This window comes from Halomonas sp. BC04, from assembly GCF_000568385.1.
Map to the genome: position 1 here is coordinate 1 of NZ_AZQX01000431.1, position 11,382 is coordinate 11,382.

10 protein-coding genes, 1 tRNA gene and 2 pseudogenes are annotated in these 11,382 nt (G+C 64.8%); 6 read left to right on the forward strand and 7 right to left on the reverse strand.

The features are described 5' to 3' along the window. From Q427_RS32915 to bioA, 6 genes and pseudogenes are all read left to right on the forward strand, one after another. Positions 1-193: pseudogene (locus Q427_RS32915) on the forward strand (8-amino-7-oxononanoate synthase); the annotation flags it as partial. Then, the gene (locus tag Q427_RS28305; protein ID WP_051496805.1) at positions 190-966 is read left to right on the forward strand and encodes an alpha/beta fold hydrolase; all 777 of its coding nucleotides are present in this window, start codon (positions 190-192) and stop codon (positions 964-966) included. The pseudogene Q427_RS32915 and the gene Q427_RS28305, both read left to right, overlap by 4 nt. Then, positions 963-1,658 (forward strand): methyltransferase domain-containing protein, encoded by a 696-nt coding sequence (locus Q427_RS28310; RefSeq protein WP_331280727.1) that lies wholly within the window; start codon positions 963-965, stop codon positions 1,656-1,658. The genes Q427_RS28305 and Q427_RS28310 overlap by 4 nt, the downstream gene beginning before the upstream one ends. Before the next feature lie 97 nt (positions 1,659-1,755). Then, positions 1,756-2,457: a dethiobiotin synthase gene (bioD, locus tag Q427_RS28315; protein ID WP_043518970.1), complete on the forward strand. Its 702-nt coding sequence runs from the start codon at positions 1,756-1,758 to the stop codon at positions 2,455-2,457. 44 nt (positions 2,458-2,501) lie between these two features. Beyond that, positions 2,502-2,586, forward strand: a tRNA-Leu gene (locus Q427_RS28320). 149 nt (positions 2,587-2,735) lie between these two features. Further along, complete coding sequence (bioA, locus tag Q427_RS28325; RefSeq protein ID WP_043518979.1) at positions 2,736-4,001, forward strand: adenosylmethionine--8-amino-7-oxononanoate transaminase; 1,266 nt, start codon at positions 2,736-2,738, stop codon at positions 3,999-4,001. A gap of 70 nt (positions 4,002-4,071) precedes the next feature. On the opposite strand, the gene lpxC is transcribed toward bioA, so the two are convergent. The 7 genes and pseudogenes from lpxC to Q427_RS28360 form a co-directional block, all read right to left on the reverse strand. Next, a complete protein-coding gene (lpxC, locus tag Q427_RS28330) occupies positions 4,072-4,983 on the reverse strand; it encodes a UDP-3-O-acyl-N-acetylglucosamine deacetylase (protein WP_043518972.1) in 912 nt (303 codons plus the stop codon). A gap of 111 nt (positions 4,984-5,094) precedes the next feature. Beyond that, positions 5,095-6,264 carry a cell division protein FtsZ gene (ftsZ, locus tag Q427_RS28335; RefSeq protein WP_043518974.1) on the reverse strand — a complete coding sequence of 390 codons (1,170 nt, stop codon included), beginning with the start codon at positions 6,262-6,264 and terminating at the stop codon, positions 5,095-5,097. Between the two features lie 34 nt (positions 6,265-6,298). Further along, entirely contained in the window at positions 6,299-7,582 is a 1,284-nt protein-coding gene (ftsA, locus tag Q427_RS28340; RefSeq protein ID WP_043518975.1) for a cell division protein FtsA, read from the reverse strand. 198 nt (positions 7,583-7,780) lie between these two features. Next, positions 7,781-8,506, reverse strand: a complete 726-nt coding sequence (locus Q427_RS28345) for a cell division protein FtsQ/DivIB (RefSeq protein ID WP_043518976.1) — start codon at positions 8,504-8,506, stop codon at positions 7,781-7,783. Continuing rightward, positions 8,503-9,431 (reverse strand): annotated as a pseudogene (locus Q427_RS28350) (D-alanine--D-alanine ligase). The gene Q427_RS28345 and the pseudogene Q427_RS28350 overlap by 4 nt, the downstream one beginning before the upstream one ends. Continuing rightward, positions 9,428-10,840, reverse strand: a complete 1,413-nt coding sequence (murC, locus tag Q427_RS28355; protein WP_051496806.1) for a UDP-N-acetylmuramate--L-alanine ligase — start codon at positions 10,838-10,840, stop codon at positions 9,428-9,430. The pseudogene Q427_RS28350 and the gene murC overlap by 4 nt, the downstream one beginning before the upstream one ends. Positions 10,841-10,898: 58 nt before the next feature. Continuing rightward, the coding region (locus tag Q427_RS28360) for a glycosyltransferase (RefSeq protein WP_043518983.1) at positions 10,899-11,382 on the reverse strand (484 nt) is incomplete at its 5' end.

Genomic DNA, 11,382 nt, shown 5'->3' on the forward strand with positions numbered 1-11,382 from the left:
GACAGCGCCCGCACTGCGCTGGGCCGCAGCGCTGCGGGAGGCGGGCTTTCTCGTCGGCGCCATTCGGCCGCCCACTGTGCCTCCAGGCCAGGCGCGCCTGCGAATCACCCTGAGTGCGCGACATACCCACGACACCCTCGATAGCCTGCTGGAAACCCTGGCCGGACTGCAGCAGCTGGAGTGCGCGGAATGACCCGCCTGGTACTGCTCTCCGGCTGGGGTATCGATGCCAGGATCTGGCACTCCCTCGCCCCCTACTGGCCCGACGACATCCAGGTCACCACACCCGACTGGCCCGGTTATTCCAGCCAAGGCATCGATACACCCGCAGGCGACCCCCCCCCGGAGACGCTGGCCCCCGAAGACATGGCCGGCCTTGGGCGCAGGATGGCAATGGCGCTACCGGCCGATGCCGTCTGGGTCGGCTGGTCATTGGGTGGGCTGCTCGCCTGTGCACTGCTTGCGCACCTGCCTCCACCACGCACCCTGGTCATGCTGGGAATGGGCGCCCGGTTCTGTGCCACGGATGGTGTCACGCCGGAGGAGCTGGCCACCTTCCGCCGCGCCTTTGCACGCAACCCGAAAGCCACCTGGCAGCACTTCCTGCGCTGGCAGCTTCAGGGGGAGCCCGCCCCCCGCACCGCCCACCGGCGGCTGCTGGACCTGATCGGCAGACAGCCCAGTGCCTCCCACTCGACGCTCTCTGCCGGGCTGACCCAACTGGCCACGCTCGATATCGCCCACCTGCTCGCCGCGCCACCCTGCCGAGTGCTGCACATGGCAGGCCAGCAGGACCCCCTGCTCTCCCCTGCTGCGCGATGCGCCGCCGACGTCACGTTCGGCGCAACGGGGCACTGTCCGATGCTCACCCGACCCGACCAGCTCGCATCCCGACTGGTGGCTATCGCCCGGCACGCCGGATGCGAGGCCGGTACATCCGTTCATGGCAAGGAGCCCGCATCATGACGGCAACGGGCTTCATCGCGCCATCCGAAGCCAAGGCGTGGCACAGCCGGGTGGCCCACGCCTTTTCCCGTGCTGCACCCCACTATGCAAGCCTGGCCGGGGCGCAGCTCTCCATGGGCGAGGCACTCTGGCGCCACCTGCCCTCGTGTGCCACAGCCATCCTCGATCTCGGCTGCGGCCCGGGACACTGGAGCTCGCGCCTGGCCTCTCGTTACGGGGCAAGGGCACGGGTAACCGGCCTCGACCTGGCCCCCGGCATGCTCGCCGAGGCCCGCGACGTCCATGGTGAGCGCGTCCAGTGGCTCCAGGCCGACGCCGGGGCGCTGCCATTGGAGCAGGCAACACAGGACGTCATCTTCTCCAACCTGGCCATTCAGTGGTGCCCAGATCTGGATGGCGTGCTGTCGGAGATCCAGCGCGTACTGCGCCCAGGTGGCCGAGCCCTGATCAACACCCTTGGGCCGGGCACACTGGCCGAAGTGGGCCACGCCTGGTCCTCCTCCGGCCTGCTCGGCTTTCGCACCCGTGAGCAGCACCTGGCCAGTGCCCGGTTGGCCGGCTTCGACGGCATTCGTTTGGAGGAGCGCGTCGAGCGCTTCTTCTATCCAGACCTGGCCGCGGTGATGGCCTCCATCAAGGCATCGGCGCCCAGACGGCACGCCCTGATGCCCGTGTCACCCGGGCGGACCTGACCCACGCCACCCGACGCTTCGAAGCCCTGCGCGAGCCCCAGGGGTTGCCGGTGAGCTACACACGCCTGACGCTGATTCTCGACAGGAAATGAGTCCAATGCCTGCCTATTTTGTCACCGGCACCGACACCGACGCCGGCAAGACCCTGGTCACCGCAGGCCTGCTGGCCCGGGCTTCAGGCCAAGGCCTCTCCACCCTCGGCCTGAAGCCCGTCGCCTCGGGCTGCCGGCTTACCAGCGCAGGGCTGCGCAACGACGATGCGCTCGCCCTGCAGTCGCGCAGCGAGCCGGCCGTGGCCTATGCCGTCGTCAATCCCTTCGCCTTCGCTCCCGCCATCGCCCCCCACCTGGCGGCGCAACAGGACGGCCGGGGCATCACCCTGGCGGCACTGGCAGGCCATGTCGAGCCGCTGCTGGAAGGCCCCCAGCACCTGACCCTGATCGAAGGGGCAGGGGGCTGGCGGGTGCCCATCAATGACAGCGAGGACCTCTCCGGGCTGGCCGTTCGCCTCGCGCTGCCGGTGATCCTCGTCGTCGGCCTTCGGCTTGGCTGTATCAGCCATGCGCGTCTAACCGCGGAAGCGATCCTCGCCGATGGACTGCGCCTGGCCGGCTGGATAGGCAATCTGCTCGACGCCGACTTTGCCGCCGACGCCGCTCTCTATGACGCCAACCTGGCCACCCTCGAGCGCACTCTCCCCGGCCCCTGCCTGGGAATCCTGCCACGATTGGACGCCATCGATGGGCCGATGCGCCCCGAGTCCGCCGCCGCCTGTCTCATGCTGCCCGATGGCGATTGACTTGCCGGCGGGCGTCCGTACAATGTGGACGCCTGCCCAACCCTGCGGATGTGGTGGAATTGGTAGACACGCCAGATTTAGGTTCTGGTGCCTTCGGGCGTGGGAGTTCAAGTCTCCCCATCCGCACCAATCTAGTGTATTGATTTCCTTATTTTTTTAACGCTTCGCAATAATGCGAGGCACCGTTGTGCGTGCCCGGCGCTTTCTCGCCGCACCGACCTGCACAGCTCCCCCAGTCCTCGCTCCCTTCCTGTCCGTCGCCATCCAACGGAGGCTCGCTGATGTCCCATGTCTGGCACCCCTATACCCACCTCAAGACCCAGTCGCCGGCGCCAAAGGTGGTCGGCGGTGAAGGTCCCCGCTTTACCCTGGAGAGCGGAGAGCAACTGCTCGACGCCACCTGCTCCTGGTGGTGCATGATTCATGGCTACGGCCACCCGCGCCTGGTGGCCGCGATTCGCGAACAGGCCGGCGAGCTATGCCACGTCATGCTCGGCGGGCTGAGCCATGAGCCCGCCGATCGCCTGGCAAGCGAGCTGGTCCGCGTGACCCCCGAGGGTCTCAATCATGTCTTCTATTCGGACAGCGGCTCGGTGGGCATGGAAGTGGCGATGAAGATGGCGGTGCAGTATCACCACCTGCGCGGAAAAGCCGGCAAGCACCGCATGCTGTCGCTGATGAAGGCCTACCACGGCGATACCAGCGGTTGCATGGCGGTCTGCGACCCCGAGGAGGGCATGCACTCACTCTTCGCCGGCTACCTTCCCCGTCACCACTTTGCCCCCGCCCCCACGGCACCCTACGATGCCGAACCTGAAGCCGTGGCACAGGATCTCGCTGCCCTGCGCAGGGTGCTTGAGCAGTATCATCATGAGAGCGCGGCACTATTGATGGAGCCGCTCCTGCAGGCGGCGGGGGGCCTCAACATGACCTCGCCGCTCTATCTGAAGGGCGCACGTGAGCTATGCGATGAGTTCGACCTACTGCTGGTGTTCGACGAGGTGGCGACCGGCTTCGGCCGCACGGGCAGGCTGTTCGCCGCCGACCACGCCGGCATCACGCCGGATATCATGGTGCTCTCCAAGGGGCTGACCGGCGGCCACCTGGGCCATGCCGCGACGCTGGCCACGGATCGGGTGCATGATGCCTTCATCGGCGACAGTCCCTATCATGCCTTCATGCACGGCCCCACCTTCATGGGCAATCCGTTGGCCTGCCGGGTCGCGCTGGAGAGTCTCGCCATCTTCGAGGAGGAGCACTACCTGGACCGGATCGCCGGCCTCCATCGGATCCTGCGCGAGGAATTGGTGCTGGATACCCGGCTGCGCGCGCACTCCCTGGTCGCCGATGTCCGCGCCCTGGGCGCCACCGCCGTGATCGAAGTCCGGGATCCCGCCTCGCTGAAAGGCGTCGCGGATTTCGCACGCCAACAGGGCGTCTGGCTGCGCCCCTTCGGGCGCTGGCTCTATACCATGCCGGCCTACATCACTTCGGAAAGGGACATGCGCCGCATCACCGGCGTGATGAAAGCCTGGTTCTCATGATGCACAAACGCCGCCCTCCTCACGGAGCGCGGCGCTTGTCATTAATGACGCGAAGCGTCTTCGTCGGCCGTCAGGCCATGGCGGGCTGGGCGTAGGAGATCGGCGACAGCTCGCGCTCGTTTTCGAAGGTCACGATCTCGTAGGAATCAGGCTGGGCCAGCAAGGCACGACAGAGCTGGTTATTCAGCGCATGGCCCGACTTCACGCCGCGGAATTCACCGATCAGGCTGTGGCCCAGAAGATAGAGATCGCCGATGGCATCGAGCACCTTGTGCTTGACGAACTCATCCTCGTAGCGCAGGCCGCCCTCGTTGACGATGCGATAGTCGTCGACAACGATGGCATTGTCGAGGCTTCCGCCCAGCGCCAGGTTGTTGGCCCTCAGGTACTCGAGATCTCGCATGAAGCCGAAGGTACGTGCCCGGGATACCTCCTTGACAAAGGAGGTGGTGGAAAAGTCCACCACGGCGGTCTGCTTCTGATCTTCGAAAACTGGATGATCGAACTCGATGGCAAACGATACCTTGAAACCCTGATGGGGCAGGAAACGCGCTTCCTTGTCATCCTCCTGTACCAGCACTTCGCGCTTGATACGGATGAACTGCTTCGGCGCCTCCTGCTCGGCGATGCCTGCCGACTGGATCAGGAAGACGAAGGGGCCGGCACTGCCGTCCATGATCGGGACTTCAGGGGCACTGACATCCACATAGGCATTATCAATGCCCAGCCCCGCCAGGGCGGACATGAGATGCTCCACCGTGGCGACCTTGACGCCGTCCCGTGACAACGCGGTACACAGCGTCGTATCGGTAACCAGCGAGGCGCTGGCCGGGACCTGGACCTCCGGGTCGAGGTCCGTGCGCACGAACACGATACCGGTATTCACCGGTGCCGGGCGCAGCGTCAGATAGACCTTCTTGCCGGAATGGAGTCCGACGCCGGTGGCGCGGATGCTGTTTTGCAGGGTGCGTTGTCTGATCATGGGCAGTAGCCAGGCAGTTGTTAGTTATCAAACACCGTTCACTATAACACCGAACAGGTGTTTCAACAAAAAAACATCACCTGACCCTGCCAGATCGCGCAGTGGCCGATCTCAATCGGCCTGGCGGCGCAGGAAGGCCGGGATGTCGAGATAGTCATCCAGTTCCTGGGGGGTGCGGCGCTTCTCGGGCTGCGGCTTCGGGGCCTCCTGTGGCTCGGCCTTGGCCGCGGCACCTTGCTGACGCATGGCAGGCTGAGCGCGCTGGCGATAGTCGCTGCCCTCGGAACGCTTGGCCGTCTCGCGGCCAGCCACCTTCTGCTGACGCCCTTCCAACCCGGCCGCCACGACGGTGACACGCAGCTCGTCGGTCATGTCCATGTCGATCGAGGTGCCCACCACGATGGTGGCATCCTGGGAGGCGAACTCCTGGACAGTGGCACCCACATCGTTGAACTCACCGATGGAGAGATCCGGGCCGGCGGTGATGTTGACCAGAATGCCGCGAGCCCCATGAAGGTCGATATCCTCGAGCAGCGGGCTGCGAATCGCCTTCTCGGCCGCCTCGCGGGCGCGATTCTCGCCAGTCGCGCCCCCGGTACCCATCATCGCCATGCCCATCTCGGACATCACGGTGCGCACATCCGCAAAGTCGACGTTGATGATACCGGGGCTGGTGATCAGTTCGGCAATGCCCTGCACGGCGCCCAACAGTACATCGTTGGCGGCACTGAATGCCGTCAGCAGACTGGCGTTCTTGCCAAGCACGGACAGCAGCTTCTCGTTGGGGATGGTGATCAGGGAGTCGACATGCTCGGAGAGCTCCTTCATGCCCTCCTCGGCGACCCGCATTCGCTTGGGGCCTTCGAACGGGAAGGGTCGCGTGACCACGGCCACGGTGAGGATGCCCAGCTCCTTCGCCACCTGGGCAACCACCGGTGCACCGCCGGTACCGGTACCGCCACCCATGCCGGCTGTGATGAAGACCATGTCGGCGCCACGAATCAAGTCGGCGATGCGCTCTCGGTCCTCCATGGCAGCCTGACGGCCGACATCGGGATTGGCACCCGCCCCCAGGCCCTTGGTGATCTCGCCACCCAGCTGGAGCACGGTTTTCGCCGACACCCGCTTGAGAGCCTGGGCGTCAGTATTGGCGCAGATGAACTCCACGCCTTCAATGTTGCTTTCGACCATGTGGTTGACGGCGTTGCCACCGCCACCGCCCACGCCGACTACCTTGATGACCGCACTGCTCGAGGGTGCGCTATCTACCAGTTCGAACATAAGCCCCGTCTCCTGGACCGCGCCGCGGCCCTAATCAGAAATTTCCTTTCAACCAGCCCTTGATTCTTGCCAGCGCCGGAATCCCTTCCATTACCCCACGCCGGGAGACGTCATCACGCCCGGGCTGTGCCGCGACCAACCTTCCCTCGCGCCCTCGCCCGTTCCGCACTTCCTGAAGGGCGTAATGTAGCAAACCAACGCCCGTCGAATAAATCGGGTTGCGAACCACATCGGCCAGACCGCGCACGTTGATCGGGCAGGCAATGCGAACCGGCATATGGAATATCTCCTCGGCCAGCTCGACCACGCCCTCCATCCGCGACGTCCCGCCTGTCAGCACCACACCAGCCGCCACCAGGTCCTCGAAGCCGCTGCGACGCAGCTCGTCACGAATCAGGGTGAAGAGTTCCTCGTAGCGTGGCTCGACCACCTCCGCCAATGCCTGGCGGGAAAGGTCCCTGGCCGGACGGTCGCCGACACTGGGCACCTTGATCATTTCGTCGCTGGAAGCCAGTTGGGTCAAGGCACAGGCGTACTTGACCTTGATCTCCTCAGCGTACTGGGTCGGCGTTCTCAACGCCATGGCTATGTCATTGGTGACCTGATCACCGGCAATGGGTATCACCGCCGTATGGCGTATGGCCCCTTCGGTGAAGACGGCGATATCGGTAGTGCCACCGCCGATGTCCACCATGCAGACGCCCAGCTCCCGCTCGTCCTCGGTGAGTACCGCCATGCTGGACGCGAGCTGCTCGAGAATGATGGCATCCACCTCCAGCCCACAGCGACGAACACATTTGTCGATGTTCTGGACCGCGTTGAGTGCCGCCGTCACCAGGTGGACACGCGCCTCGAGACGAACGCCGGACATGCCCAGCGGCTCGCGAATACCGCCCTGGGTGTCAATGGAGAATTCCTGGGGCAAAACATGCAGGACTCGCTGCCCCTCGGATATCGCCCTTGCCCTTGCCGAGTCGATAACCCGATCGATGTCGGTTGACATGACTTCGCGATCCTTTATCGCGACCACGCCATCGGAATTCATCGAGCTGATATGACTGCCGGCAACGCCCACATAGACGGAATGGATATCGCAGCCGGCCATCAATTCGGCCTCTTCCACGGCTCGCTGAATGGATTGCACCGTGGATTCGATATTGATCACGACGCCCTTTTTCATACCGCGGGAGGGGTGTGAGCCGATGCCGGCGATCTCGATGCCGCCATCATCGGTTGGCTGCCCGACAATCGCTACCACCTTGGATGTTCCGATATCCAGTCCGACTACCATGTTAGATGAATTGGAAGTGACTGCCATGCGTCGGGGTATCTCCTAAAACTTGACCCGCTGGGAATCCCACTATTCTTCATTAAATGGTCATTGCGCCCATTATAGGAACAACTAGCGTTAAACCACCAGTCCAATACGTAAAACTGCGATCACGATACGGGTTATTTCTCGCAAAAGGAACACCGCTTTCGTTCGAATCCTGTAGCCGTGCATTCAAAAAAGGACTCAGCCTGCATCGTCGTTTTCCGCCTCTTCGATCTCCGTTTCGCCGTGCCATGCCACTGCAACCCCATTGGGATAACGCAAATCGATATAGCGGATATGCTCTGCCTGCTGTCCCAGCTGCCGCTGCCAGGCGGCCCCCAGGCGGGCCAGGCGAGCTTCACGATCGCTGCGCCCCAGCATGACCCAGACCCCATCATCAAGCTGCAATCGCCAGGCGCCACGCGGCTCGAGCCTGAGCTGGGTGATGGTCAGCCCCAGGTTGTCGAAGCGTGGCACCAGGCGGTCATGGTAGGCCAGCACTTCGGCCCCGCTGCCGACGGGGCCGGCGAGGTCGGGCAAGCCGGAAGGAGGCACCACCGGCGCAAAGGCGAAGGGCTCACCTTCCGGGTTGAGCAGGTAGTCGTCGTTCCAGCGAGCCACCGGCACCTGCTCGACAAGCTCGAAGGCCAGGGCGTAGGGCCACTCCCGAGCCACACGCACCTCCGCCAGCCAATCCACCGCACGTGCGCGCCGTCGCAGGGCTGGCAGGTCCGCCGACAGCCAAGTCTCCCCCTGGACCAGGGGGGCCAGCTGGGAGCGAAGATAGTCGGCGCTGACATGATTGAGATCACCCCGAATGGAGACTCGCTCGATGGGCCGGTCCAGCCAGGTCCAGAGCGCCCGGCCACCGGCCCCGAGCAGGATCAGCAGCAGCAGCAACCCTGTCAGCGAGCCGCGCTTGCTCATGTCCGCCCGTTCGCCAGCGTGGCGGCGAGAATGCGACACACCAGGCATCGAAATCGATCCCCGCATGGGCCGCCGCCTGCGGCACCAGGCTGTGATCGGTCATGCCCGGCGAGGTATTGACCTCGATCAACCAGAAGCGCCCTTCCGCATCGCGCATGACATCGACCCGCCCCCAGCCTTCACCACCGATGGCGGCGAAGGGCCTGGCGGCAGAGTTCGCCCAGCTCCGCTTCCTCATGGGCCTCAAGCCCGCAGGGCAGGTGATAGAGCGTATCGTTGGAGACGTACTTGGCGTCGTAGTCGTAGAAGCCACCGGGTACCTCGACACGAATCGCGGGAAGTACCGTTTCGCCCAGCAGCGAGACCGTATACTCCTCACCGGCGATGAAGCGCTCGGCCATGACCCGCGCGTCGTATCGGCAGGCATCGCGATAGGCGGCCACCAGCGCCTCACGACTCTCGACGATACTGATCCCCAGGGTCGATCCTTCATGGACCGGCTTGACAATCAGTGGCAGGCCCAGCCGGGCGATGACATCGTCCCAGTCGCATCGGGCTCGAGCATCAGCGACGCCGGCGTCGGCAGGCCCAGCGACTGCCAGACCTGCTTCGTCAACTGCTTGTCCATGCCCAGTGCCGAGGCCAGCACGCCGCTGCCGGTATAGGGGATGCGCAGCAGTTCCAGCGCCCCCTGGAGTGTCCCGTCCTCGCCGCCACGACCATGCAGGGCGATGAAGACGCGATCGGGCGCCAGCGCCTCGAGCCCGGCCAGACCACCCTCCGAGGGGTCATAACCGATCACATCGACGCCGCTCCGCTCCAGCGCCCCCAGTACCGCCGCTCCGCTCTTGAGCGACACCTCACGCTCGGCGGAATCTCCGCCGTAGAGCACCACCACACGCCCAAAATCACTGGCTGAAATCATAGCGACACCTCATCGAGCTTGAGCCCACTCTGCGCCAGGCCCAGGGCGATGCCACCCACGTCGCCGGCTCCCTGGGTGATCAGGATATCCCCGGGACACAGCACCCGCTCCAGCAGCTCGGGGAGTTCCGACTTGTGCTGCACGAAGATGGGATCCAGCCCGCCCCGTTGGCGAAGGGAGCCCGCCAGTGTCCGGCCGTCGGCGCCGGGTATCGGGGCCTCGCCGGCACTGTAGACATCCAGCAGCAGCAGCGTATCGACACCACTGAGCACCCTGACGAAATCCTCGTAGAGATCTCGGGTGCGGGTATAGCGGTGGGGCTGATAGACCATCACCAGACGACGCTTCGGCCAGCCGGCGCGTACCGCACGTATGACCATCTCCACTTCCCGGGGATGATGCCCATAGTCGTCCACCAGCATGACCTCCCCCTCGCCGCCGGGTGGCGGAAAGTGGCCATGGACCTGGAAGCGACGTCCCACGCCGGCGAAGCCGGCCAGGCCGAGCAGGATGGCGGCGTCGTCGACGCCGGCATCGGTGGCTACCACAATGGCGGCCATGGCATTGAGTGCATTGTGACGCCCCGGCATTGCCAGCCGCACCGCCAGCGGCGCCAAGCCGTCGGGACGCAGCGCCGTGAAGCGTACCTCGCCAGCCTCCTGAGCGAAATCGACGATGCGGTAGTCGGCATCCTCGCTGAAGCCATAGGTGACGAACTGGCGGTGAACTCGCTCCAGCAGGCCACGCACATGCTCATCGTCGATGCACAGAATGGCCAACCCATAGAAAGGCAGGTTGTGGAGAAACTCGATGAAGGTGCTCTTCAGTCGCTCGAAATCGCCGCCGTAGGTGCTCATGTGGTCGGCATCGATATTGGTGACGATCGATACCATGGGCTGAAGATGGAGAAAGGAGGCGTCGGACTCGTCGGCCTCGGCCACCAGGTAGTCCCCCTCCCCCAGACGGGCATTGGTACCTGCGCTGGTCAACCGTCCGCCGATCACGAAGGTCGGATCCAACCCTCCTTCGCCCAGCAGCGTTGCCGTGAGGCTGGTGGTCGTGGTCTTGCCATGGGTCCCGGCAACCGCAATGCCGTGACGAAAGCGCATCAGCTCGGCCAGCATTTCGGCGCGGCGGACCACGGGCAGTCGATGTTCATGAGCCCACAGGATCTCGGGGTTGGACTCGTCCACGGCGGTGGAGACCACCACCACATCGGCGCTCATGACGTTCTCGGCTGCGTGACCAATGGCGACCTGGATGCCCAGGTCACGCAACCTTTCGACGACCGGCGAAGCCTTGAGATCGCTACCGCTGACCTGGTAGCCCTGATTGGAGAGCACTTCGGCGATGCCGCACATGCCGGCGCCACCAATGCCCACAAAATGAATACGCCGGATACGGCGCATGCCGAGGCCTCGCCCATGGCGGGGCAACGTTGCCTGGCCGGGAACCGGCCTCAGGGTGCTATCGCTCAAGAGCTGTCTCCATGCAGCCGGCCACCAGCCGCTCGACGGCATCGAGGTGCGCACACGCCCGCGAGCGCTGCGCCATGGTGGCCAGGGTATCGGGTTGCAGCAGTGTCGTCAGGCGCTCGGCGAGAGACACTGCCGTCATGTCGTGTTGCGGCAACAGTTCGGCCGCCCCCGCCGCAACCAGGGCACGGGCGTTGGCGGTCTGGTGATCGTCGACCGCATGGGGCAGGGGTACGAACAGGGCCGGCTTGGCGGCGGCCGCCAGCTCGGAGACGGTCAGCGCCCCGGCACGGCACACCACGAGATCGGCCCAGTCGTAGGCCGCCGCCATGTCATCGATGAAGTCGACCACCTCTGCCTCGACGCCCTGGGTGTCATACGCCTCCCGGGTGGCATCCACCTTGTCCCGGCCGGCCTGGTGACGCACCACGGGACGCAGCGCCGCTGGCAGCCGCGCCAGGCCCTCGGGCACCCGC

Coding starts and splice junctions, on each gene's coding strand:
- Q427_RS28305 (WP_051496805.1), top strand. CDS start 190: ATGACCCGCCTGGTACTGCTCTCCGGCTGGGGTATCGATGCCAGGATC.
- bioD (WP_043518970.1), top strand. CDS start 1,756: ATGCCTGCCTATTTTGTCACCGGCACCGACACCGACGCCGGCAAGACC.
- murC (WP_051496806.1), bottom strand. CDS start 10,840: ATGCGCCGTATCCGGCGTATTCATTTTGTGGGCATTGGTGGCGCCGGC.
- ftsA (WP_043518975.1), bottom strand. CDS start 7,582: ATGGCAGTCACTTCCAATTCATCTAACATGGTAGTCGGACTGGATATC.
- Q427_RS28310 (WP_331280727.1), top strand. CDS start 963: ATGACGGCAACGGGCTTCATCGCGCCATCCGAAGCCAAGGCGTGGCAC.
- lpxC (WP_043518972.1), bottom strand. CDS start 4,983: ATGATCAGACAACGCACCCTGCAAAACAGCATCCGCGCCACCGGCGTC.
- Q427_RS28345 (WP_043518976.1), bottom strand. CDS start 8,506: ATGAGCAAGCGCGGCTCGCTGACAGGGTTGCTGCTGCTGCTGATCCTG.
- ftsZ (WP_043518974.1), bottom strand. CDS start 6,264: ATGTTCGAACTGGTAGATAGCGCACCCTCGAGCAGTGCGGTCATCAAG.